Below are 21,511 nucleotides of genomic sequence, written 5' to 3'. Positions count from 1 at the left end.
CAAGGGGAGAAGGGGGAGCTTAACTCCCCATCGTCTCCAAACTCGCAAACCCCTGCGGCGCGTCCCCTTCGTCGAACGGCGTCGTCACCTCGACGAAAGTGTCGGGATAAAAGCCGTTGAAGCGTGTTCGCAGCGACAGCGAATAGGCGCCGATATGGCCGATTTCGATCCAGTCGCCGGTGTCGACCGTTTCCGGCAGCCAGAACGGCCTGGACAGGATGTCGACGGAATCGCAGGTCGCGCCGCACACCTTGAACGGTACGATGTTTTTCTCGTCGCCGTTGCGCGTGCGGATCGCGGGGTCGGGGATGAAGCGCGCCGGCAGCGTTATCTTGCCGGTCCAGGAGTCCGAGAGCGAGGCCCAGATGCCGTCGTTGATGTAGAGCCGCTTGCCCTTGCGTAGCAAGACGCGAACAATCAAGGAAAGGCAGCGCGCCACGATCACGCGGCCCGGTTCCGCGACCAGCGGCATCTCGTCGAACTGGTATTCCTTGAGGTCGCCCGCCAGCCGCGACATGAGCTGTCCCAGCGACGGCATCTCGATGTGCCTGCGGTTGGGATCGTGGCCATACTCGGCCGGAAAACCGCCGCCGACATCGAGCCCGGCAATGTCGAAGGTCAGGCGGTTGCGCACCCAGTCGGCCGAGGCCAGCGCGCGCTCATAGGTGTCCGGATCCTCGATCTGGCTGCCGACGTGGAAGCAGAGGCCGACCCTGTAGCCGGTGCGGTTCAGCCGCTCGGCGAGCTCGACGGCATTGGCCGGCCCGGCGCCGAATTTCTTCGACAGTTCGTAAGCCGCGTGGCCCTTGGTCTGGATGCGCACGAAGACGGTGAGAGCGCCGGGATCGATGTCGAGCGCCCGCACCACCCGCGTCAGCTTGGTGATCTCGTCTTCATGGTCGAGCGAGATCACCCGGATGCCGTATTTCTCCAGCGCCAGCTTGATATCCGACTGCGCCTTGACCGGATGCATGTAGAGCATCTCGGCATCCGGCGAAACGGCGCGCACGGCGGCGAACTCGCCGGGCGAGGCCACGTCGAAGGCGCTGACGCCGGCCTCGACCAGCGTCTTGAGAACAATCTGCTCGCCATTGGTCTTGACCGCGTAGGCGGTCTTGCCGGGAAACATGCCCATGAACTGCAGCGCATCGGCCCTCAGCACTTGCGGGCGAAAACAATAGACCGGGTCGTCGGGACGAAGCGCCAGTGCCGCCTCGCGGGCATTTTCGAATCGCTGCATGGACGAATCCTCGATCTGGAGCGCGCACAATTAATCCTAGCTAACCGCCAAAGAAAACAGTTCTGTGTCTCGCCATCCCGCGCGGCCGGCCGCACATTTTTGCCAACGCTAAACCACCGGTCAGGTTTCGGGTGGCTCTTGCCGGCGAAGCCGATATCGGTTGGTGAGTTGTTTGACGGGCTGAGATTGCGATCGGCCCCCTGGGAGGAAAAACATGTCCATTACGGCCGGCGCCGCGCCGATGCGCGGACCGATGACGCTCAAGGATTGGGCGCAGCTTCTCTTGCTCGGCGCGATCTGGGGCGGTTCGTTCTTCTTTGCCCGCATTGCCGTATCCGAAATCCATCCGCTGGCTTTGGTGCTGTTCCGCGTCGCCATCGCCGCGATCGCCCTTCAGCTCTATCTGGCAATGCGCGGTCCGTCTTTTCGGCTCGCCTTTCCCCGCGCTGGGCTGTTCTTGCTGCTGGCGCTCACCAACAACGTGGTCCCCTTCTCGTTGATCTTCGCCGGCCAGACCGAGCTCGGCGCCGGCGTGGCCTCGGTGCTCAATGCGACCACGCCATTCTGGACGCTGATCCTCGCCAACGCGCTCACGACCGACGAGAAGCTGTCCTGGAACAAGCTGGCGGGCATTGCGCTCGGTGTTGCCGGCACCGCGGTCATGATCGGACCTGGCCTGCTTGCCGGCCTCGGTGGGCCGGTCTGGGCCAAGTTCGCGCTGATCGGTGCTTCGCTTTCCTACGCCGTCGCGCTGATGATCGCTCGCCGCTTCAAGGGCGTGCCTTCGCCGGTCATCGCCACCGGGCAACTGACCGCATCGACCGTCATCATGATCCCCATCGTGCTGGTCGCTTACGGCCCGGCAGGCCTTCTTGCCGCCTCGCCGCCGGTCTGGGCAGCCGTGCTGGCGCTGGCGCTGCTCTCCACCGCCTTCGCCTACATCCTCTATTTCAACCTCGTTGCCTCGGCAGGCGCCACCAATGCCTCATTGGTGACGCTGGTCGTCCCAGTCAGCGCGGTGCTGCTCGGCTTCCTCTTCCTCGGCGAGCGGCTGGCGCTGTTCGAGGTCGGCGGCATGACACTGATCGGACTCGGCCTGGTCACCATCGACGGGCGTCTATTCGGCCGATGGTAGCGGTGTCATGCCACATCGCCGCCACAATTTATTCACAACCCCGGAGCCGGGTTTTGCCAAAGAGTTTCAACGGCTAACGGCAAAACCCGGGTCGCAAATTCCACAATCATGTCGCATTGCAGCACGTTTTCCGCTTGCCTGTGGCACAAATGACCCTAGACTCCTGCCATAGCTCTGAAGAGGAGGCTATGGCATGGGACTGACGAGGCCAATCAACGCTTTGATGATTTGTGCCGCATTCGCATTCATCGGTGCCCTTATCATAGGCGTTCTTCCCTGACCGCCAAAGCCGGGAAGACTAAACACCGAGAATAGTCCAACAGTTCGAAAAGGCCGGGTTCTACCCGGCCTTTTCCATTGCAAACCCAGACTTTCGTTGCGCTTGGTTCACGCCGCTGCCGATCCCCTCGCCTCCGTCTCATGCGAGCGGATGCCGATCATGTGGCAGACGGCAAAGACGAGATCGGCGCGGTTCATCGTGTAGAAATGGAAATCGCCGACGCCGCGCTCGACAAGGTCGAGCACCTGCTCGGCCGCCACCGCCGAAGCTACGAGAGCATGCGTCTGCGGATCGTTCTCCAGTCCTTCGAAACGCTCGGCCAGCCAGGCCGGCACCAGCGCCCCGCAGCGCGACGAGAAATTGGCGACTTGCGTGAAATTATGCACCGGCAGGATGCCGGGCACGATCGGGATATAGATGCCGGCGCGGCGCGCCCGCTCGACATAGCGCTCGTAGAGATCGTTGTCGAAGAAGAATTGAGTGATCGCTCGCGTCGCGCCATTGTCGGCCTTGCGCTTCAGCATATCGATATCGGTTGCGAAATCCGGGCTTTCCGGATGTTTTTCCGGATAGGCCGAGACGGAGATATCGAAATCGCCGGCGCTCTTCAGCGCCCCGACAAGCTCGGCGCCATTGGCATAGCCGTCGGGATGCGGACGGTAGCTAGTGCCCACGCCGGCCGCCGGATCGCCGCGCAACGCGACGAAGCGCTTGACGCCCATGTCGGCGAATTCGCGGATGACCGTGTCGACGTCATCGCGGGCGGCATCGACACAGGTCATATGCGCCGCCGGCGTCAGCGACGTCTCGCTGAGGATGCGCTTCACCGTGCGCGCCGTGCGCTCGCGGGTCGAGCCGCCGGCGCCATAGGTCACCGAGACGAATTTCGGCTTGAGCGGCTCCAGCCGGGTGACCGTGTCCCAGAGCCTTATCTCCATCTCGTCGGTCTTCGGCGGAAAGAATTCGAACGAGACCCTGACCTTGTCGCCAATGTCGGGGCGGCGGGAAAAGCGGAACTGGTTCATCAGGCTGTTTCCCCCATCGGATATGTTTTGGCTGGCAGCGGGTCATTGGACGGATCGGCGATCAGCAGGCGGCGGTCACGGCCGAGCCAGAGCTTGACGGTGAGCCTTGCCTCGTTGCCGCCGCGCGGCTCGAATTCCTGGCTGTCCTCGAGGTCGAGTCCTGCTTCCGCGAACCACTCCGAAATCTGCCGGTCGGAGAAGCCGAGCCGCATATGGGCATGCTGGTCGCGCAGGAATTCGAGATTGTGCGGCGCGAAGTCGACGACGATCAGCCTGCCCGATGGGCGCAGCAGCCTCGCCGCCTCGGCGATCGCACGGGCCGGATCGTCGAGATAATGCAGCACCTGGTGGATGGTGACGAGGTCGAAGGCGTTGCGCTCGACCGGCGGCGAGAAGATGTCGCCCTGGCGCACCTGCGCATTGGCGACGCCTGCCCTGTCGAGATTGGCGCGCGCCACGCTCAGCATCTCGCGCGACATGTCGATGCCGACGCCGCGCCGGTAGAGCGGCGCAAAGATTTCGAGCAGCCTGCCCGTGCCGGTGCCAAGGTCGAGCATCGACTGGAACGGCCGCTTGCCGACAAGCTTGATGAGTGCCGCTTCCACCGCGCGGTCCGGCACATGCAGCGAGCGAATGTGGTCCCAGCTCGCGGCGTTCTCGGAGAAATATTCGGCGGCCCGGTCCTGCCGCTTGCGCTTGACCGCCGCAAGCCGCTCGAGATCGCGCACCACCTGCGGATCGGCCTCGCTGATGCCCGAAACCAGGCGCTGCACGAAATCGCGCGAATTATCCGTATCCGTCAGCCTGAAGAAGGCCCAGGATCCTTCCTGGTAGCGGCCGATCAGCCCGGCATCGAGCAGCAGCTTCAGGTGCCGCGAGACGCGCGGCTGCGACTGGCCGAGGATTTCGGTGAGGTCCGAGACGGTCAGGTCGCCGCGCGACAGGAGCACCAGGATGCGCAGCCGGCTGGATTCGGCCGCCGCCTTCAATGTATCTACCATTGTGTCGAGCGAGATATGCATGCGCCGGTTCTCATTGAAAGATATAAAGATATGTTTATGTCGATTTTGAAACCATGGCAAGCGCTATGTCGCTTCCGGACAAGAAAATGGCGCAGCCGTGATCCGCACCGGACATGCGGTTCTTCCATGGGATGAATAGGATGTTTGAGACGCGCGAAGGTGAGAGGCTTCTTGAAGTCGATCCGGCGGAACTGCGGCCGGACGGCCACCTTGTCTTTATAGGTCGCATTGTCTCGCCTTGGGCGAGTCGCGAGGATTGCCCCAAGAATATGCGCGCTGCGCGGGAATCCGGGCGCGCTGCAACCGTCATGATCAATGAGGCCTATCGCCCGGGACTGCAAAACCTGGAACGCGCCAGCCACATCGTCATCCTGTCCTGGCTCCATCACGCCCCGCGGAATCTGATTGTGCAGAAACCACGCCATGCGGCTGAACCGAAAGGCGTTTTCGCGCTGCGCTCCCCTGCCCGGCCGAACCCTGTCGGCCTGCATGTGGCGAAGCTCGTCGCTCTCGACATCGAGGCCGGCCGCATCGAGATCGACGCCATCGATGTGCTCGACGGCACGCCGGTCATCGACGTCAAGCCCTATTACGCTTCGATCGATGCCTTCCCCGAAGCGACCATCGCCGGGCGCGACGAGAAATGAGCGCCCCCACCGGCCGCCGGCGCGCGATTGGCAAGGCGCTGACAGCGCTGTTGCCGCTCGCTCCTTACGCCGACATGGAAAAGATCCGCACCGATGCCGGTTCGGTCCACATGAAGAGCTTGCCGCCGACGATCGCGGTGTGGCTGGCGACCATCGCCCATGTCCGCCACGTCCACACCGATTACGAAAAGCTGCTCGCCGAGGGCTATGACCGGGACTCGGCGCGCTTCTTCGTCATCGGGCGGACCAACGAGGTGCTCACCCGCTGGCGGGCGACACGGCTGCTCGAGGAAGACGACGAGGACGAATGAGGTCGAGGACCGAATAGCTGCTTCGCAGGCCAAGCAGCGCCGGTAGCCTGGCTCTACTTCATCGGGAGCCAGGCGTTAGCCTGCCTCGCCGGAACACCAGGGGAGGAATGAAAATGAGCCAAGCTGTTGCCGCGCCGGCCGGACCGCTCCCCACTCTGTCAGATCGTCATCTCGACCCGCATGCCTATCCCGACGGCGTTGCTTTCCTGGACGGGCAATATCTGCCGATGTCGCAGGCCAAGGTCTCGGTGCTGGATTGGGGCTTCCTGCATTCCGACGCCACCTACGACACCGTCCACGTCTGGGACGGCCGCTTCTTCCGCCTCGACCTGCATCTCCACCGCTTCTTCGGCGGGCTGGAAAAACTGCGCATGACGATCCCGTTCGATCGCGACGGCGTTGCCGAGATCCTCCACAATTGCGTCGCGCTGTCCGGCCACCGCGCGGCCTATGTCGAGATGCTGTGCACACGCGGCGCCTCGCCGACCTTCAGCCGCGACCCGCGTCAGGCGATCAACCGGTTCATGGCTTTCGCCGTCCCCTTCGGCTCGGTCGCCAATGCCGAGCAGTTACGAACCGGCCTCAAGTTGGCGATCAGCGACAAGGTGCGTATTCCGCCTGCCTCGATCGATCCCTCGATCAAGAACTATCATTGGCTGGACCTGGTACGCGGACTCTACGATGCCTATGACCGTGGCGCCGACACTGCGCTTATCCTCGACTTCAACGGCAATGTCGCCGAAGGTCCGGGCTTCAACGTCTTCTGCGTGAAGGACCGCGAGCTGTCGACGCCCGCCGTCGGCGTGCTGCCCGGCATCACGCGCCGCACCGTGCTTGACCTTTGTGCCGAAGAGGGCCTCTCGGCTGTGGCGACGGATGTCAGCGTCGTCGCGCTGAAGACGGCGGACGAGGTCTTCATCACCTCAACCGCAGGCGGAATCATGCCGGTCACGACGATCGACGGGACGCCTGTCGCCGACGGCAAGGTCGGCGCAATCACCGAACGGCTGATGGCGCTTTATTGGAAAAGGCATGACGATCCGGCCTGGTCGAGCATTGTGAGCTATCCCTGACCCTGCCCGTCAAATAATTCCGGCGGCCCCTCTGGAAAAACGCCAAAAGCGACGTACATGCGACAAACGGAGCATCCTCCGTTTCATCCCCCGGAATTTGTCGCCCCCAGAGCAATTCCAGGAAAGATGCGTCGCGGTCAGGTACGGCGACTTCGCCGTAGCCTCCGTCTGGAATTGCGCAAAACAAAAACTTAGAGCGGTTCGGCGATTCCGTGAAACGCTGAAGCGCTTCAAGAGCAAGGATAGCAGATCATGACTGATAAGGTTTGGTTCATCACCGGATCGTCGAAGGGCTTTGGCCGCGTCTGGACCGAGGCCGCGCTCGCCCGTGGCGACCGCGTCGCAGCCACCGCGCGCGATGCCGGCACGCTCGCCGATCTCGTCGAAAAATATGGCGACAAGGTCGCGCCCATGAAGCTCGACGTCACCGATAAGAAGGCGGTCGACGCCGCGATCGCCGAGGCGCACAAACGCTTCGGCCGGCTCGACGTCGTCATCAACAACGCAGGCTACGGCCATTTCGGCGCCATCGAGGAAGTCACCGAGCAGGAGGCGCGCGACCAGATCGAAACCAACGTCTTCGGCGCGCTTTGGGTGACGCAGGCCGCATTGCCGATCATGCGAGCCCAGCGATCCGGCCATATCATCCAGATATCGTCGATCGGCGGCGTCAACGCCTTCACTTCGCTCGGCCTTTACCACGCCTCGAAATGGGCGCTGGAAGCGTTCAGCCAGTCGCTCAGCCTGGAAGTCGCCGGTTTCGGCATCCATGTCACCCTCGTCGAGCCGGGCGGCTTCTCGACCGACTGGGCCGGCCCTTCCGCCAGGGTCTCCAAGCCGTTGGATGTCTATGAACCCATCCGCGCGGCGATGGCCGAACGCCGCAGCCGCTCCGTGGCCGGCGATCCGGAAGCAACCGGCCCGGCGATGCTGGCCATCGTCGACGCCGCCGAGCCGCCGCTTCGTGTCTTCTTCGGCGACGGCGGCCTGCCGATGATCAGGCAGGAATATGCCAACCGCATCGCCACCTGGGAAAAGTGGGACCATGTTTCGGTGATGGCGCAGGGCGCCAACAAGAACCGGAAAGCTTAGTCCAGGACGCCGGTCATGCCGCCTCGTGCGGCATGGCCGTCAGGCTTGGTAGGTCCACTGCTCCGACACCCGCACGGAAATCTCTTCGCCGGCCCGAATGATACCCGGCTTCTCGACCCAGGCGACAAGGCCGCGCAACCGCTTCGCCACCTTCGGAAAGAGCAGGGCGGTGGCGTCCTGATCCGCCGCGCGGACATGCTCGGCGATCGACTGTCCGGCGATGCGGCAGGGCTTGTTCTGGGCATCGATCTTGATCGTCACGCCGCCCTTGAAGAACAAGAGCGAGCCGGCCGGCAGCATCGAAAGATGCGGCACGCCTTCGACCAGAAGATTGGCGCCGATCCACTCCGGCCTTATCTCCTCGAGGCCCATATGTTGGGCAATGATGGCGAGCTCATCCGCGGCGACGAGCGACAATTGCCGTTCGTTGCGCATCTCGGTACCGCGTGGATACCAGGGCTCGCGCCCGCCCGAGCGGCGCGTCGATCCGGCATGGAAATCGCCCGAAATGCCGTCGAAGCCGAGCCGCAACTCGTCCACCGGACGCGTCTGGAAATGATCCGCCGGCGCGACATAAAGCGCTGCCGCGCGGGCGGAAAGCTTCTTCGCCGGGATGATGTCTACCGGCTTCTCGGCCTCGGGAAAGAGATCCAGCATGGCTTCAGTCCTTGGATGACGCGCCCTGGTTTTGCCCTTCGGCCGGCAAGGCTGCAAGAGCGGTTTGGGCCAAAATGCGCAACTCTTCGACCGATGCGCCATCCCGCGCCTGTATCGACATGCCGTTCATGACGCCTGCAATATATTTGGCCAGGCCTTCGACGGAGGGGCTCTCCGGCAGATCGCCCTCCGCTCTCCCCTTGGCCAGCCGCTCCGCGATCGCCGCCTCGCTCGCCTTGCGATAGGCCTTGAGTTCATCGGCAATGGCTTGCGCTTGCGGCGAGGCTGCCAGGGCACCGTTGACGAAAAGACATCCGCCCGGCTTGCCGAGCCTGGAATAGGCCTCCGCCGCCCCGAGCAGCAACCGCCGGACCGCCTCCCGCGTCGACACCGGCGCGCTCAGCGCTTCCAGCGCAAAGCCGATCTCCGTCTCATGATAGCGCGCCAGCGCCTTGCGGAACAAAGTCTCCTTGTCGGTGAAGGCATTGTAGATTTGCGGCGGCGTCAGCCCCATCGCCTCGCGCAGCATGGCGAGCGACGTCGCCTCATAGCCATGCTCCCAGAACAGATGCATGGCCGCGTCCAGTGCCCGGTCGGGATCGAATGCACGCGGCCGGCCGCCGCGCGGCTTCTTCAAATCTTCCATAGTGATTGATACGAAACCTGTTGACTTCCTCGTTGGGCGTAACGTAACAATTGATACGAAACATGGCAAGCCGGAGAAAATCTTCGAACAAGGCCGTGCGACCCGAGGACCAAGGAGAACCCAAATGCCCTTTACCGTGACCGCGCCGGAAGGCGTACTGACCCAGACGGGAGAGCGCGATATCCTGCCGCGCCTCAGCGCCGCCCTGATCGAAGCCTCCGGCGCCACCGGCAACTCGTTCTTCACCGGGATTGTCGGCGGCACGGTCCATGTCCTGCCGCCGCGCCATATCTATGCCGGCGGCACCAACCGGCCGGTCGTCATGGTCGAGTTGAAATTGCCCAATATCGGCCTTGGCTCGGTCGAATCCCGCAAGGCCTTCATCACCACAGCCGCCGCGATTGTGGCCGAACTCTGCGTGCCGGCACATAGGCCCGAAAACACCTGGATCAACATCGTCAACGCACCCGACGGCGGCTGGGGCATCGGTGACAGGCAATATACCGGCGAGGCGCTCATCGCAGCAGCCGCCGCTGCGCACTGATCTGGCCAGGAGCGGTAGCATGCGGCTCTCCCCTTCGCTGTTCTTCACCATCGGCTGCGAACCGGCATTGGCCTTCTACGAACAGTGCGGTCTTGGCCGGGGGACGATCCTGCTGCGCTGGGGCGACAGCGACATGCCGGTGCGAACCGAGGCGATGCGCGGAAAAATCCTGCATGCGCGGTTTGAAGGTCCAGGAGTGCTGTTCCATGCCTCAGACAATGACGATGCGGAGCCGATGAAGGGCTCCGCCATGATGCTGGAGTTCGACGACCTGGCCGCCATGCGGGAGCTGTTCGCCCGCATGGCCGTGGGCGGACGGATCACCGTGCCCCTGGCAAGGCAATATTGGGGAACCTTTTTCGGCATGCTGGTCGATGCCTTTGGCGTGCAGTGGATGTTCAGCTGTTCGGGCGAATGAGGGCGAGGATCACGATCTTCTTACTGGTAATGGAACCAGCACCGCATTGCTGCCGCGCCGAGCCGGCTTCATGATAGCGTCCAGACAAATTGACGGAGGTACGTGATGCGCCCCGGGACGGCAATCGCGCTGCTCTGGTTGATCTGGGCGGTGTCCTGGGCCGCCGCGGCGTTCTGGGCCGCCCCCGCAAGGAAGCGCGCCGGCTTTCAGGCGGAGGCACCGTACCGGGCGGTGCTGATACCCGGCACAATCTTCTTATTCATTCCGGCGCATGACTATGTCGGCCGTTTTCGCCTGTGGTTTCCCAACCTTGCCGTGGCCTGGACCTGCGTCGCGCTAATTGCCATCGGCCTCGCCTTCTCATGGTGGGCGCGGCTGCATCTTGGCCGGCTGTGGTCTGGAACGGTCACCGCCAAGGCCGAACACCGCGTCATCGACACCGGGCCTTACGGCCTCGTTCGCCACCCGATCTACACCGGGCTGCTCCTGGGAATCCTGGCCACCATGGCGGCGAAAGGCACCGTCTGGGGTGTCGGCGGCGCCATTCTTTTGACTATCGGCATCGTCATGAAGGCAAAGCTCGAGGAGCGTTTCCTGCGCACCGAACTCGGAACCGCCTATGACGATTACGCCGGGCGAGTGCCGATGCTGGTGCCGTTCGCGCCGGCCTGACGCCTCACAGCATCCTGAGCAGCGCGCCGCCGATCGAATACCCCGCGCCGAAGGCGCAGATCAGGCCGAAATCGCCGGCCCTCATGTCGGCATGGTTTTCCGACAGCGCCACGATCGCGCCGGCGCCCGCTGTGTTGCCGAGCCGCTCCAGCACCATCGGAGCGCGGTCATGGTCGACGTCGTGGCCGAAGGACAGTTTCAGGATCATCGCATTCATGCGCGCATTGGCCTGATGCAGCCAGAAGCGGCGGATCGCCTGCGGCGTCAGCCCATGCTCGGCCAGGAATTCAACGATGAATTTCTGACCAGCGACCGTGACTTCCTTGAACACCTTGTTGCCGACCTGCTTGATCAGGTTGCCTTCCAAATTGATCATGTAGGGATCGTCCTGGGCGGTGCGCGTGTGATAGCCCAGATTGGTGCGGATGTTGTTCGACATCTGCGTCCAGATGCGGGTGTCCAGCACCTCGAAACGTCCGGGCCGTTTGTCGCCCTGGGCAAGCCCCTCCACCACCATAGACACCGAGGCGTCGCCGAAGATGAAATGCGTCTGCCGGTCGCGGAAATTGAGATGGCCGGTGATGATCTCCGGCGTCGACACCAGAATGCGCTTATGCGCGCCCGAGCGCACCAGGTTGACGGCCATGTGAAGAGCAGCCGCCGCCGAAGAACAGCCCAATCCCATGTCGAAGCCGGCGCCCTTGGCGCCCAGCGCCTCCTGCATCTCGATGGCTATAGCCGGATAGGGCCGCTGATGATGCGAGGCCGAACAGATCACCAGATCGATATCCGACCCATCGACCCTGGCATGGGCAAGCGCCTTCCTGGCCGAGGCGATGCCGAACTCGGCTTCCAACGACAGCGCATCGTCCGGCCGCGCCGGAATGCGCGGCGTCATGCGGGTTGGGTCGAGGATGCCTTCGCGCTCGATGACGTGGCGGCTCCTCACGCCCGATGCATGCACGATGAAGTCGCTGTCCGATTTCTGCAGCAGCGTCTCGCCGGTCAAGGCGCGGCGCGCATTCTCGGTGTCGACCCAGCTGTTGAAGCTGGCGACCAGTTCTTCGTTGGTGATGACGGATTCAGGGATTTCGGCGCCGATGCCGCTGATGATGACGCGATGCATGTCCAATCCGTCCGAGGCGGGGGCCTTGATGTGGGCACCGGAGCGGCCCGGCGCTACCCTTGTCGCATCCAGCCGGTTTATGCCAGCTTAAACCGCCGCGTCAGGCCCGCTTGGCCACGATGAAAATCCGCGGGAAGCGCAGCAGCACCTTGCCGTTCGCTGTCTTCGGATAGGCCTTCGCGATCTTTGCCGTGTAGGTGTCGAGGAACAGCTTCTTCTCATCCGCATCGAGCGGATCGAGGAACGGCTTCAGGCCCGTCGCCTTGACCCATTCGACGATCGCCTCGGCATCGGCCAGCGGATGGTTGTAGATGGTGTGCCAGATGTCGAGCCGGTCGGCGAGCGGCGACAGGAGATCATAGTAGAACGACACCGGCGGTAGCGGCCCACGCGCGGCACCCTTGAGCTTGGCTGCAAACGGCACTTCGGCCGCGGTCTCCCGCATCAGCTGGTGCGAGGCTTCGCCGAGATTGTCCGGCATCTGGACGGCCAAGGCGCCACCTGGCGCCAGAAGTCCCATCAGGCGCTGGAACACAGCTGGATGTTCCGGCAGCCACTGGAAGACGGCGTTGGCGAAAATGACGTCGACGGGATGCTCGGGCTGCCATTTGGAAGCGTCCGCCAGCTCGAAATTGACATCCGGCAGCCGCGCCCTCGCCTTCTCGATCATGTCGGGCGAGGTGTCGAAGCCAATGACCTGGGCATCCGGCCAGCGCTCGACCAGAAGTTCGGTCGAGTTGCCCGGGCCGCAACCGATATCGACGACGCGGCGCGGAAAATCGACCGGCACCTGCTGGACCAGATCGCGCGCCGGCCGCGTGCGCTCATCTTCGAACTTCAGATATTGGGCTGCGGACCAGTCAGCCATTCGGTGCCGCAGCAGCGTTTGTGTTCATCGGTAGACCTCGCGACGATTGCCGACTTCCACGACCAGAACGATAAGCCGACTGTCCTGGAATTGAACGATGATCCTGTAATCGCCAACGCGAAAGCGCCAAGCGTCTTCCTTTGTCGCGACGAGCCGCTTGGCAAGGGTTTTCGGATTGGGATGCGACGAAACTCTTTGATGCAGGAACTCGAGGATGCGTCGTTGGTCTTTTGTCGACAGCCGTTCGATGTCTTTCAATGCGCGTGGCGTGAACTCGACGCGCCAGTTCATTCGGCGGCGGGCTTCGTGTGACGTTCCTCCGCCTCACGAAGCTCAAGCTTCCGCATCACCTCTTCCAGTGGGATACGAACGCCATCGTCCTCTTTCAGGCGTTCGTTCGCTATCTTTGCGTCCTGCCAATCCTCAATCGCTTCGAGGACGGCTTCAGTCACGACCTGATCGGTCGTGCGGCCGCTGGCCTTGGCCATGACGGCCAGCAGCTTCTCGGCTTTCCCAGGCAGCTTCACGGTGATCATACGGAACGCTCCATCCAATCAATTTAGGCCAAACACCGGGTACCCGCAACGGATCCAGCAGCTTACCGCGTCAGCCGCTTGTGTGTCATGCGGTGCGGGGCCGCCGCTTCCGCGCCGAGGCGGCGCAGCTTGTCCTTCTCGTATTCCTCGAAATTGCCTTCGAACCATTCGACATGCGCGTCGCCCTCGAAGGCGAGCATGTGGGTCGCCATGCGGTCGAGGAACATGCGGTCGTGGCTGATGATGACGGCGCAGCCGGCATAGGCTTCAAGCGCGTCTTCCAGCGCGCCCAGCGTTTCGGTGTCGAGGTCGTTGGTCGGTTCGTCGAGCAGCAGAACATTGCCGCCGCCCTTCAGCATCTTGGCCAGATGCACGCGGTTGCGCTGGCCGCCCGAGAGGTTGCCGACCTTCTGCTGCTGGTCGCCGCCGCGGAAGTTGAAGGACGAGCAGTAGGCGCGGCTGTTGATCTCGTGCTTGCCGAGCTTGATGATTTCGGCGCCGCCGGAGATTTCTTCCCACACGGTCTTGCTCCCATCCAGAGCATCGCGGCTCTGGTCGACATAGCCGAGCTTGACCGTCTCACCGATGCGGACCGTGCCCGAATCCGGCTTTTCCTGACCGGTGAACGTCTTGAACAGCGTCGTCTTGCCGGCGCCATTCGGGCCGATGACGCCGACGATGCCGCCCGGCGGCAGCCTGAACGACAGGTTCTCGATCAGAAGCTCGTCGCCAAAACCCTTGTTGAGGTTCTCGACCTCGATGACGACATTGCCGAGACGCTCGCTCGACGGGATGACGATCTGCGTGTCGGTCGGCTTGCGGTTCTGCGACGCCTCGACCAGTTCCTCATAGGCCTTGATACGCGCCTTGGACTTGGTCTGGCGCGCCTTGGGCGAGGACTGTATCCATTCGCGCTCGCGCCAGATCGATTTCTGGCGGGCGTCGTCCTCGCGGCCTTCCTGGATCAGGCGCTTGGCCTTGGCGTCAAGATATCTGGTGTAGTTGCCCTCGTAGGGAATGCCACGGCCGCGGTCGAGCTCGAGGATCCAGCCGGTGACGTTGTCGAGGAAGTAGCGGTCGTGGGTGATGATCAGCACCGAGCCCGGATAGTCGCGCAGGTGCTTTTCCAGCCATTGAGTGGTCTCGGCGTCGAGATGGTTGGTCGGCTCGTCGAGCAAAAGAAGATCGGGCTGTTCGAGCAGCAGCCGGCACAGCGCCACGCGGCGCCGCTCACCGCCCGACAGGTTGGTCACTTCGGAGTCCGGCGGCGGGCATTGCAGCGCGTCCATCGCCATCTCGACCTGCTGCTCGAGGTCCCAAAGGTTGAGCCGATCCATCTCGTCCTGGAGCTTGGCCGACTCGTCCGCCGTCTCGTCGGAATAATTCATCATCAGCTCGTTGTAGCGCTCGATGATGGCGGTCTTCCTGGCGACGCCGTCCATGACGTTCTCACGCACGGTCTTCGAGTTGTCGAGCTGAGGCTCCTGCGCCAGGTAGCCGACGGTCGCGCCCTCGGCCAGCCAGGCCTCGCCCTGGAACTCCTTGTCGAGCCCGGCCATGATGCGCAGGATCGTCGACTTGCCCGAGCCGTTGGGGCCCAGAATGCCTATCTTGGCGTCCGGATAGAAGGACAGGTGAACGTTATCGAGCACCTTCTTGGTGCCATAGGCCTTCGACAGGCCGGACATGTGATAGATGAACTGGCGAGCCACGCGTGCTTTCCCTGGAACTGAGGTGTCAGGTTGGATGGGGTTGCGCGCTATGTAGGCGATGAAGCGCCGAACGGCAATCGCTTTCGGCACATCGCGATCTTTCACCAAACCGGGAGTCCACTCCGGTTCGGCGGCCAAGCCTGAGGTGGCGCCCTACTGGAATCCGATCGCGTCGACCGTGCCCTTCGGGCAACCGGCCTTGCCGGTCGGCGCCGACGCCATCAGGAGATCGGCGAGCTTGCTGTCCGGGTCGATCGGACCTGACAGGCCAAGCGTGATCTCACCGATCAGGCGCCTGCCGCTCGACGGGTCGACCAGGCAGGAGACGCGCACGCGGTCCCCGGCGCCAGCACCGAAGGCCGCGTTGAAGGCGCCGCGGATCTCGTCCGAGGTCAGTTGCTTGCCGATGTTCTTGTTGAAGAGATCGCGCACCGCGGAGGCGTTCACCGCGCGCATCAAATTGAGCGCGTCGGAGAAATACTCCTGCTGGCTCTTGCCGTAGCAGGTGCCGTGCTTGATCCATTCGTGGCGTTCCAGCTTGGAGGCGGTCCCCGGCATCACCTGGTCGAGCTCGGCGCGCGTCTTGGCGTCGAGATCGACCGGCGGCAGATCTCCCCAATGCGCCGGATCGTCATTGGCCTTGTCGCCCGCCGGCACCTGGCAATAGAAATTGCCGTTCGGCTGCGGCCACAGCCCGTGCAGCGTAAAGTGCGAAGCATCGAACTCGCTCGGGTTCTGTGCCTTGCATTCGGGCTTGCTTGCCTTGGTCTCGCAGAAAGCGGGCTGCCAGCTCAGCGCAAAGACATATTCGGGTTTTCCAGAGGCCGACGACGACGGCTTGGTCTCGCCGGCAGGCGCCGGGGTCGTCGCCGCGCTGCCGCCCGTGACATGGCCGCAGCCGATCTTCACCCAGCGCCGTTCGGGATCGGCGCCCGGCACCTGGATGAGATAATGGGTGGGCTCATCCTTGTTGCCGGCGAGAAGCTGATAGCTTTGCCCGGCTTCGGTCGAGATGTTGCCGGGGTTCTTGCCGCTCTTGATGGCTTGGGTCGCGGGACAGGCGCCGTCGGCAACGAAAGTGCCGCTCATCTTCACGTCGGCATGAGCCGCGCCGGCGCTGGCCAGAGCCAGCAACATCGAACCCCACAATGCCCAAACCCGCATCCCGCTCTCCCGGCGATCATTGAACCGTATTGGTTTCGTCACACTAGAACAGCCGGCGTGTCAGAATTGCGATCTTTTTCGTGATGCGAAAATAATCCCCAGATGAAGGCTTTTGACCTGGACGTTTGTCAGCTCTCAGCCTGCTCCACCCGCAGCGCCAGCACCCGCAACAGCGCCAGCGCAGCCTTGAACTCCTGAGGGTCGAGGCCTTCGGATACGGAGTTCGCCCATGCGTGTTGGCGGGTGGCGATGTGGCGGATTGCCGTCCAGCCGGCTTCGGTTGCCGACAAAAGCTTGGCGCGGCGATGCGCCGGATTGTCGGCATAGGCGGCAAGCCCCTCCTCGGCCAGTATGTCGGCGAGGCGCTGCACGCTCTGGCGAGCAAGACCCATGTCGCGTCCGATCTCCGCGACGGATTTCGGTTCTCCAAGAACGGCCCCCAGCACCTGCCAGCGCGCCGCGGTCAGTCCCGCCGGAGCGGCCAGCCGATCGGCAGCTTCGAGGAAGCGGCCATTCAGCCTGAACACCGCAAGCACGAGCTCGGTAAGCGTGTCCGCGGCTTCGGTCCTCGTCGTCATTCGTGGCCCGTCTCGATCGTCGCGATGAATGTGTTGACGGCTTCCGCCACCACCTCGGGCTTGTCAAGCATGACCCAATGGCCAGTTCCCGCCACGACTTGATGCGGAATGCCGGCACGCAGGTGATAAAGCGCGGACGGATTGTTGTTGGACTCGGTCGCCAGCACCAGCATCGGCCCGTGATAGGCATCGAGCGCGGGCTCCGGGTTCCATTCGGCCAATGCCTTGCCGACACCCGCCACCGCCGCCGGATCGACGACCGACGCATCAGCGAGGACGCGCTCGCGGACTGCAGGATTGGAGCCGGCAATCGACGTGTAGTACGCCTTCAACACATCTGATGCTTTGGGGCCGGCCAGATCACGGATGAACCCTTCGCGGACATCCTTCGGCAAAGCGCGCGGATCGGTCGCCGGATCAACCAGCAGGATGCCGGCGACACGGCCCGCATGGCTGGCGGCGTAGGCGAGCGCCATCCCCGCCGCGCCGCTATGGGCAACAATGAGAAACCTTTCTACGCTGAGCGCATCGGTGACCGCTTCGACGTCGGCGGCACGCCCGTCATATCCATAGTCTCCATCCCGGGCTGGCGCCGAGGCGCCGTGACCGCGAGAGTCGAAAGCAACTGCCTGCCGGCCATCGGCCGTGGCTTGCATCACCTGCTGCCATGCCGATGCACGGCTGCAATCGCCGTGCAGGAATAGGATCGGCAAGGCGTCGCCTCCGCACAGCCTGTAGATCGCAAGCCGGCCCTGCGGACCATCGATGGACGATGTCTTCATAGCTTTCTCCCAAGGTTCCAAATTGACAGCATACTGTCATATAGCCGATTGACAGCATGCTGTCAATTCTGCGCTCTCTTGACGCGGCCGAAACCCTCGCCCATCAGTCGCGTAGGGAGCGAGACATGCCATTCGACAGAAAGACCAGCCTGGCTTCACCGACCGGGGCCGAGCTCAACCTCTATGTGAAACAAGCCGCCGGAAATCCGCGCGCCGTGGTCCAGATCAACCACGGCCTGGCCGAGCATGCGGCGCGCTACGCCCGCTTTGCCGATTTCCTGAGCGGACGCGGTTTCCACGTCTATGCCCATGACCATCGCGGCCATGGCGCGACGACGGCAGCCGACGCGCCGCTCGGCAAATTCGCCGACAGCGACGGCATCGCCAAGGTGATCGCCGATGTCGACGCCGTTCACGACCTGATCGCGGTCGAGCATCCTGGCTTGCCGGTGATCGCTTTCGGACATTCGCTGGGCGCCTCGATCGCGCTGAACTTTGTCCTGCGCCATTCCGGGCGCGTTCATGCCGCCGCCATCTGGAACGGCAATTTCTCGCAAGGCCTGCTCGGCCAGCTCGCACTGCTCATCCTCGGCTGGGAGCGGATGCGGCTGGGCTCCGACGTGCCGTCGCGCCTTCTGCCCAAACTCACCTTCCAGGCATGGGGCAAGGCGGCGCCCAACCACCGGACCTTATTCGACTGGCTGTCACGTGATCCTGTCGAGGTCGACAAATATGTCGCCGATCCGCTCTGCGGCTGGGATGCCTCTGTCTCGATGTGGCGCGATGTGGTCGACATGGCGCTTCACGGCGGCAAGGACCAGAGCTTTGCCGGCGTCCGGCGCGATCTCTTCGTCAACCTTGTCGGCGGCGAGAAGGACCCCGCGTCGGACTACGGCAAGGCCGTCCATCATCTGGCAAAGCGCATGCGGGCAATGGGCTTTTCGAATCTGGTTTCAAAGGTTTACGCCGAGACCCGCCACGAAAGCCTGAACGAGATCAACCGCGATGCCGTGATGAACGATTTCACGGCCTGGGCGGATAGCACGCTGAAATCCTGATCGGCGTGGCCTATCGCATGGGTCGTGACACGGCTGATGCGTGTTGCTAGAGGCTGCGTTTCGTTAGAACACGGTGATCCATGGCCGAACCCCCGCTGAAAGGCATCCGCGTTATCGAGCTGGCCCGCATCCTGGCCGGCCCCTGGGCGGGGCAGTTGCTGGCCGATCTCGGCGCCGATGTCATCAAGGTCGAAAGCCCGGATGGCGGCGACGACACCCGCAAATGGGGTCCGCCCTTCGTCATGAGCCATGACGGCGAGAACCTCTCGGCCGCCTACTACCATTCCTGCAACCGCGGCAAGCGCTCGATCGCCGTCGACTTCTCCAGGCCCGAGGGCGCCGACACGCTCCGCAAGCTGGTCGCCACCGCCGATGTGCTGATCGAGAACTTCAAGCTCGGCGGCCTGAAGAAATACGGCCTCGACTATGACAGCCTGAGCGCGATCAATCCGCGGCTCGTCTATTGCTCGATCACCGGCTTCGGCCAGGACGGACCGTATGCGCCGCGCGCCGGCTACGATTTCATCATCCAGGCCATGGCCGGCATGATGTCGATCACGGGCGAGCCGGGCCGCGAGCCGCAGAAGGCCGGCGTCGCCATCTCGGACCTGTTCACCGGCCTCTATTCGGTGGTCGCCATCCAGGCGGCACTTCGCCATGCCGAAAAAACCGGCGAGGGCCAGCACATCGACATGGCGCTCTACGACAGCCAGATCTCGGCGCTCGGCAACCAGAACCTCAACTATCTGGTCTCCGGCAAGTCGCCTGTGCAGATGGGCAACGCGCATATGAACATCGCCCCTTACGAGGTCCTGCCGGTCAGGGACGGCCATATCATCCTTGCCGTCGGCAATGACGGCCAGTTCGGCAAATTCTGCGCCGCGGTCGGCCTGACCGATCTGCCCGCCGATCCGGATTTCGCCACCAATCCGGCCCGTGTCGCCAACCGAGTGAAGCTGCGCGAACGGATCGTCGAGACCCTCGCCACGCTCGACCGCGACCCGCTGCTGGCCAAGCTCGAGGCCGCCGGAGTGCCGGCGAGCCCCATCAACACGATCGGCCAGATGTTCGCCGATCCGCAGACGATCGCCCGCGGCATGCGGCTCGACCTCGACGACGGCCACGGCAATCGCCTGCCTTCCGTGCGCGCGCCGATGGTGATGTCGGGCACGCCGCTTGTCTATGAGCGTCCCTCGCCGCGTCTTGGCGAGCACACCGAGGAAATCCTTGCCGAACTGGAGAGAGCAGCAAAATGAAGACCGGCGGACAACTGATCGTCGAAGCGCTCGAAGCAAACGGCACCGACCGCATCTTCTGCGTTCCGGGCGAATCCTATCTCGCGGTGCTCGACGCGCTGCATGATTCATCGATCCGCACCATCGTCTGCCGCCAGGAAGGCGGGGCCGCGATGATGGCCGACTGCCAGGGTCGGCTGACCGGCAAGCCCGGCATCTGCTTCGTCACCCGCGGTCCCGGCGCCACCAACGCATCGGCCGGCATACACATCGCCATGCAGGATTCGGTGCCGCTGATCCTGTTCATCGGCCAGGTCGCCAGCCACGCCAAGGAGCGCGAGGCCTTCCAGGAGGTCGACTACAAGCGCTTCTTCGGCGACATCGCCAAATGGGTGGTCGAGATCGACGATGCCTCGCGCATCCCGGAATTCGTCACCCGCGCCTTCGCGGTCGCGACGTCGGGCCGTCCCGGCCCGGTCGTCATCTCGCTGCCGGAAGACATGCTGACCAGTGAGGTCGAGGCGCCAACGGCGCTGGCTCACACGCTGGTTGAGACAAGCCCAGGTGAAGCCGATCTCGACCGGCTTGAAGCCCTGCTCAACGCCGCCAAACGGCCAATTGCGATCCTGGGCGGCACGCGCTGGGATTTCCAGGCGGTTCAAGAAGTTACCCGTATCGCCGAGGCGTGGTCACTGCCGGTCGGCTGCTCCTTCCGCCGCCAGATGCTGTTCGACCATTTGCATCCAAACTATGCCGGCGATGTTGGAATCGGCATCAATCCGAAGCTGGCTGCCGCGATCAAACAGGCAGATCTCGTGTTGCTGATCGGCGGGCGAATGGGCGAGATGCCGTCCTCCGACTACACGCTGTTGAAAAGCCCCTACCCCGACCAGGCACTGGTGCATGTACACGCCGATGCCGGTGAGCTCGGCCGCGTCTACCGGCCGGCACTGGCGATCAACGCCTCGCCAGCCGCCTTCGTGCGGGCCTTCGCCAGACGGAAAGGTCCAGCCGCACCAGGTTGGGCGGCGGAGACGGCAAAACTGCACGCCGCCTATCTCGAATGGTCGACGCCGCCTGAGACCGGCCCCGGCGTCGTCCAGATGGGTCCGATCATGAACTATCTGGAAAAGGCGCTGCCGGAGGACGCCATCCTCACCAACGGCGCGGGCAACTACGCCACCTGGGTGCATCGCTTTCACCGCTTCCGCCGCTTTGCCACGCAAGGCGCACCGACCTCCGGCTCTATGGGCTACGGCACGCCGGCCGCGGTCGCCGCCAAGGCGCTGTTTCCGGATCGCACTGTAGTTGCCTTCGCCGGCGACGGCTGCTTCCTGATGAACGGCCAGGAGTTCGCGACCGCCGTCCAATATGATCTGCCGATCATCGTGATCGTCGTCAACAACGGCATCTACGGCACCATCCGCATGCATCAGGAGCGGGAATATCCGAGCCGCGTTGTCGCCACCGATCTGAAAAATCCCGACTTCGCCGCCCTTGCGCGCGCCTATGGCGGCCATGGCGAAACGGTGGAAAAGACCGCCGACTTCGCGCCGGCCTTCGAGCGCGCGCGCGCGAGCGGCAAGCCGGCGATCGTCGAGATCAGGCTCGATCCCGAAGCGATCACGCCGACCCGCACGCTGACCCAGATCCGCGACAAGTCGTGATCGCGGAAAGAGGCGGTTGCCCG

The 21,511-nt window shown here is 63.6% G+C and carries 24 protein-coding genes; 11 read left to right on the top strand and 13 right to left on the bottom strand.

Annotated elements, in window-relative coordinates:
• Positions 1 to 19 precede the first annotated feature (19 nt).
• Positions 20 to 1,240 (bottom strand): alanine racemase, encoded by a 1,221-nt coding sequence (locus YU3_RS0124470; RefSeq protein WP_027168693.1) that lies wholly within the window; start codon positions 1,238 to 1,240, stop codon positions 20 to 22.
• A gap of 214 nt (positions 1,241 to 1,454) precedes the next feature.
• On the opposite strand from YU3_RS0124470, the gene YU3_RS0124465 reads away from it, so the two are divergent.
• Positions 1,455 to 2,375 carry a DMT family transporter gene (locus tag YU3_RS0124465; protein WP_027168692.1) on the top strand — a complete coding sequence of 307 codons (921 nt, stop codon included), beginning with the start codon at positions 1,455 to 1,457 and terminating at the stop codon, positions 2,373 to 2,375.
• Between the two features lie 387 nt (positions 2,376 to 2,762).
• Here the strand turns inward: YU3_RS0124465 and metF are convergent, their stop codons facing one another.
• Positions 2,763 to 3,680, bottom strand: a complete 918-nt coding sequence (metF, locus tag YU3_RS0124460) for a methylenetetrahydrofolate reductase [NAD(P)H] (protein WP_027168691.1) — start codon at positions 3,678 to 3,680, stop codon at positions 2,763 to 2,765.
• Positions 3,680 to 4,702 carry a metalloregulator ArsR/SmtB family transcription factor gene (locus tag YU3_RS0124455; protein ID WP_027168690.1) on the bottom strand — a complete coding sequence of 341 codons (1,023 nt, stop codon included), beginning with the start codon at positions 4,700 to 4,702 and terminating at the stop codon, positions 3,680 to 3,682. Before YU3_RS0124455 ends, metF begins: the two co-directional genes overlap by 1 nt.
• Positions 4,703 to 4,842: 140 nt before the next feature.
• On the opposite strand from YU3_RS0124455, the gene tsaA reads away from it, so the two are divergent.
• From tsaA to YU3_RS0124435, 4 genes are all read left to right on the top strand, one after another.
• Positions 4,843 to 5,349, top strand: a complete 507-nt coding sequence (gene tsaA / locus YU3_RS0124450; protein WP_027168689.1) for a tRNA (N6-threonylcarbamoyladenosine(37)-N6)-methyltransferase TrmO — start codon at positions 4,843 to 4,845, stop codon at positions 5,347 to 5,349.
• The gene (locus YU3_RS0124445; protein ID WP_027168688.1) at positions 5,346 to 5,660 is read left to right on the top strand and encodes a DUF2293 domain-containing protein; all 315 of its coding nucleotides are present in this window, start codon (positions 5,346 to 5,348) and stop codon (positions 5,658 to 5,660) included. Before tsaA ends, YU3_RS0124445 begins: the two co-directional genes overlap by 4 nt.
• A 113-nt stretch (positions 5,661 to 5,773) precedes the next feature.
• Entirely contained in the window at positions 5,774 to 6,733 is a 960-nt protein-coding gene (locus tag YU3_RS0124440) for a D-amino acid aminotransferase (RefSeq protein WP_027168687.1), read from the top strand.
• Positions 6,734 to 6,985: 252 nt separating this feature from the next.
• Entirely contained in the window at positions 6,986 to 7,825 is an 840-nt protein-coding gene (locus tag YU3_RS0124435) for an SDR family oxidoreductase (RefSeq protein WP_027168686.1), read from the top strand.
• A 39-nt stretch (positions 7,826 to 7,864) separates the two neighbouring features.
• On the opposite strand, the gene YU3_RS0124430 is transcribed toward YU3_RS0124435, so the two are convergent.
• Entirely contained in the window at positions 7,865 to 8,482 is a 618-nt protein-coding gene (locus tag YU3_RS0124430) for an MOSC domain-containing protein (RefSeq protein WP_027168685.1), read from the bottom strand.
• A gap of 4 nt (positions 8,483 to 8,486) precedes the next feature.
• Positions 8,487 to 9,128, bottom strand: coding sequence for a TetR/AcrR family transcriptional regulator (locus tag YU3_RS0124425; RefSeq protein WP_027168684.1), 642 nt, complete (start codon positions 9,126 to 9,128; stop codon positions 8,487 to 8,489).
• A gap of 124 nt (positions 9,129 to 9,252) precedes the next feature.
• Between YU3_RS0124425 and YU3_RS0124420 the strand changes: the two genes are divergently transcribed.
• From YU3_RS0124420 to YU3_RS0124410, 3 genes are all read left to right on the top strand, one after another.
• Positions 9,253 to 9,672: a hypothetical protein gene (locus tag YU3_RS0124420; protein ID WP_027168683.1), complete on the top strand. Its 420-nt coding sequence runs from the start codon at positions 9,253 to 9,255 to the stop codon at positions 9,670 to 9,672.
• 19 nt (positions 9,673 to 9,691) lie between these two features.
• The gene (locus YU3_RS0124415; RefSeq protein WP_027168682.1) at positions 9,692 to 10,090 is read left to right on the top strand and encodes a glyoxalase/bleomycin resistance/extradiol dioxygenase family protein; all 399 of its coding nucleotides are present in this window, start codon (positions 9,692 to 9,694) and stop codon (positions 10,088 to 10,090) included.
• A gap of 105 nt (positions 10,091 to 10,195) precedes the next feature.
• Positions 10,196 to 10,762 carry an isoprenylcysteine carboxylmethyltransferase family protein gene (locus YU3_RS0124410; RefSeq protein WP_027168681.1) on the top strand — a complete coding sequence of 189 codons (567 nt, stop codon included), beginning with the start codon at positions 10,196 to 10,198 and terminating at the stop codon, positions 10,760 to 10,762.
• A gap of 4 nt (positions 10,763 to 10,766) precedes the next feature.
• Here the strand turns inward: YU3_RS0124410 and YU3_RS0124405 are convergent, their stop codons facing one another.
• The 8 genes from YU3_RS0124405 to YU3_RS37420 form a co-directional block, all read right to left on the bottom strand.
• Positions 10,767 to 11,888 carry a beta-ketoacyl-ACP synthase III gene (locus YU3_RS0124405; RefSeq protein ID WP_027168680.1) on the bottom strand — a complete coding sequence of 374 codons (1,122 nt, stop codon included), beginning with the start codon at positions 11,886 to 11,888 and terminating at the stop codon, positions 10,767 to 10,769.
• A 100-nt stretch (positions 11,889 to 11,988) separates the two neighbouring features.
• Positions 11,989 to 12,756: a trans-aconitate 2-methyltransferase gene (gene tam, locus YU3_RS0124400; protein WP_027168679.1), complete on the bottom strand. Its 768-nt coding sequence runs from the start codon at positions 12,754 to 12,756 to the stop codon at positions 11,989 to 11,991.
• Positions 12,757 to 12,780: 24 nt separating this feature from the next.
• Complete coding sequence (locus tag YU3_RS0124395; protein ID WP_027168678.1) at positions 12,781 to 13,047, bottom strand: type II toxin-antitoxin system RelE/ParE family toxin; 267 nt, start codon at positions 13,045 to 13,047, stop codon at positions 12,781 to 12,783.
• Positions 13,044 to 13,292 (bottom strand): DUF6290 family protein, encoded by a 249-nt coding sequence (locus tag YU3_RS37425; RefSeq protein WP_036259449.1) that lies wholly within the window; start codon positions 13,290 to 13,292, stop codon positions 13,044 to 13,046. Before YU3_RS37425 ends, YU3_RS0124395 begins: the two co-directional genes overlap by 4 nt.
• A 62-nt stretch (positions 13,293 to 13,354) precedes the next feature.
• A complete protein-coding gene (gene ettA, locus YU3_RS0124385) occupies positions 13,355 to 15,004 on the bottom strand; it encodes an energy-dependent translational throttle protein EttA (protein ID WP_027168677.1) in 1,650 nt (549 codons plus the stop codon).
• Positions 15,005 to 15,157: 153 nt separating this feature from the next.
• Complete coding sequence (locus YU3_RS0124380; protein ID WP_027168676.1) at positions 15,158 to 16,168, bottom strand: ribonuclease; 1,011 nt, start codon at positions 16,166 to 16,168, stop codon at positions 15,158 to 15,160.
• Between the two features lie 128 nt (positions 16,169 to 16,296).
• Positions 16,297 to 16,746 carry a MarR family transcriptional regulator gene (locus tag YU3_RS0124375; protein ID WP_027168675.1) on the bottom strand — a complete coding sequence of 150 codons (450 nt, stop codon included), beginning with the start codon at positions 16,744 to 16,746 and terminating at the stop codon, positions 16,297 to 16,299.
• Positions 16,743 to 17,528: an alpha/beta hydrolase gene (locus YU3_RS37420; protein ID WP_051334074.1), complete on the bottom strand. Its 786-nt coding sequence runs from the start codon at positions 17,526 to 17,528 to the stop codon at positions 16,743 to 16,745. Before YU3_RS37420 ends, YU3_RS0124375 begins: the two co-directional genes overlap by 4 nt.
• A gap of 125 nt (positions 17,529 to 17,653) precedes the next feature.
• Here YU3_RS37420 and YU3_RS0124365 point away from each other — a divergent pair, with 125 nt between their 5' ends.
• The 3 genes from YU3_RS0124365 to YU3_RS0124355 all read left to right on the top strand — a co-directional run bounded on the left by YU3_RS0124365 (position 17,654) and on the right by YU3_RS0124355 (position 21,488).
• Positions 17,654 to 18,586 carry an alpha/beta hydrolase gene (locus tag YU3_RS0124365; protein ID WP_027168674.1) on the top strand — a complete coding sequence of 311 codons (933 nt, stop codon included), beginning with the start codon at positions 17,654 to 17,656 and terminating at the stop codon, positions 18,584 to 18,586.
• An 80-nt stretch (positions 18,587 to 18,666) separates the two neighbouring features.
• Positions 18,667 to 19,842 (top strand): CaiB/BaiF CoA-transferase family protein, encoded by a 1,176-nt coding sequence (locus YU3_RS0124360; RefSeq protein ID WP_027168673.1) that lies wholly within the window; start codon positions 18,667 to 18,669, stop codon positions 19,840 to 19,842.
• Positions 19,839 to 21,488, top strand: coding sequence for a thiamine pyrophosphate-binding protein (locus YU3_RS0124355; RefSeq protein ID WP_027168672.1), 1,650 nt, complete (start codon positions 19,839 to 19,841; stop codon positions 21,486 to 21,488). The genes YU3_RS0124360 and YU3_RS0124355 overlap by 4 nt, the downstream gene beginning before the upstream one ends.
• The last annotated feature ends 23 nt before the right edge of the window (positions 21,489 to 21,511 follow it).

The sequence above is a fragment of the Mesorhizobium sp. WSM3224 genome (assembly GCF_000427725.1).
Classification (GTDB): Bacteria; Pseudomonadota; Alphaproteobacteria; order Rhizobiales; family Rhizobiaceae; genus Mesorhizobium.
This window is presented reverse-complemented; position numbering and strand designations above follow the sequence as displayed.

Coding starts and splice junctions, on each gene's coding strand:
- YU3_RS0124395 (WP_027168678.1), bottom strand. CDS start 13,047: ATGAACTGGCGCGTCGAGTTCACGCCACGCGCATTGAAAGACATCGAA.
- YU3_RS0124430 (WP_027168685.1), bottom strand. CDS start 8,482: ATGCTGGATCTCTTTCCCGAGGCCGAGAAGCCGGTAGACATCATCCCG.
- YU3_RS0124420 (WP_027168683.1), top strand. CDS start 9,253: ATGCCCTTTACCGTGACCGCGCCGGAAGGCGTACTGACCCAGACGGGA.
- tsaA (WP_027168689.1), top strand. CDS start 4,843: ATGTTTGAGACGCGCGAAGGTGAGAGGCTTCTTGAAGTCGATCCGGCG.
- YU3_RS0124465 (WP_027168692.1), top strand. CDS start 1,455: ATGTCCATTACGGCCGGCGCCGCGCCGATGCGCGGACCGATGACGCTC.
- YU3_RS0124470 (WP_027168693.1), bottom strand. CDS start 1,240: ATGCAGCGATTCGAAAATGCCCGCGAGGCGGCACTGGCGCTTCGTCCC.
- YU3_RS0124435 (WP_027168686.1), top strand. CDS start 6,986: ATGACTGATAAGGTTTGGTTCATCACCGGATCGTCGAAGGGCTTTGGC.
- YU3_RS37425 (WP_036259449.1), bottom strand. CDS start 13,292: ATGATCACCGTGAAGCTGCCTGGGAAAGCCGAGAAGCTGCTGGCCGTC.
- tam (WP_027168679.1), bottom strand. CDS start 12,756: ATGGCTGACTGGTCCGCAGCCCAATATCTGAAGTTCGAAGATGAGCGC.
- YU3_RS0124445 (WP_027168688.1), top strand. CDS start 5,346: ATGAGCGCCCCCACCGGCCGCCGGCGCGCGATTGGCAAGGCGCTGACA.
- YU3_RS0124425 (WP_027168684.1), bottom strand. CDS start 9,128: ATGGAAGATTTGAAGAAGCCGCGCGGCGGCCGGCCGCGTGCATTCGAT.
- YU3_RS0124455 (WP_027168690.1), bottom strand. CDS start 4,702: ATGCATATCTCGCTCGACACAATGGTAGATACATTGAAGGCGGCGGCC.
- YU3_RS0124355 (WP_027168672.1), top strand. CDS start 19,839: ATGAAGACCGGCGGACAACTGATCGTCGAAGCGCTCGAAGCAAACGGC.
- metF (WP_027168691.1), bottom strand. CDS start 3,680: ATGAACCAGTTCCGCTTTTCCCGCCGCCCCGACATTGGCGACAAGGTC.
- YU3_RS0124440 (WP_027168687.1), top strand. CDS start 5,774: ATGAGCCAAGCTGTTGCCGCGCCGGCCGGACCGCTCCCCACTCTGTCA.
- YU3_RS0124410 (WP_027168681.1), top strand. CDS start 10,196: ATGCGCCCCGGGACGGCAATCGCGCTGCTCTGGTTGATCTGGGCGGTG.
- YU3_RS0124405 (WP_027168680.1), bottom strand. CDS start 11,888: ATGCATCGCGTCATCATCAGCGGCATCGGCGCCGAAATCCCTGAATCC.
- YU3_RS0124360 (WP_027168673.1), top strand. CDS start 18,667: ATGGCCGAACCCCCGCTGAAAGGCATCCGCGTTATCGAGCTGGCCCGC.
- YU3_RS37420 (WP_051334074.1), bottom strand. CDS start 17,528: ATGAAGACATCGTCCATCGATGGTCCGCAGGGCCGGCTTGCGATCTAC.
- YU3_RS0124415 (WP_027168682.1), top strand. CDS start 9,692: ATGCGGCTCTCCCCTTCGCTGTTCTTCACCATCGGCTGCGAACCGGCA.
- YU3_RS0124365 (WP_027168674.1), top strand. CDS start 17,654: ATGCCATTCGACAGAAAGACCAGCCTGGCTTCACCGACCGGGGCCGAG.
- YU3_RS0124380 (WP_027168676.1), bottom strand. CDS start 16,168: ATGCGGGTTTGGGCATTGTGGGGTTCGATGTTGCTGGCTCTGGCCAGC.
- YU3_RS0124375 (WP_027168675.1), bottom strand. CDS start 16,746: ATGACGACGAGGACCGAAGCCGCGGACACGCTTACCGAGCTCGTGCTT.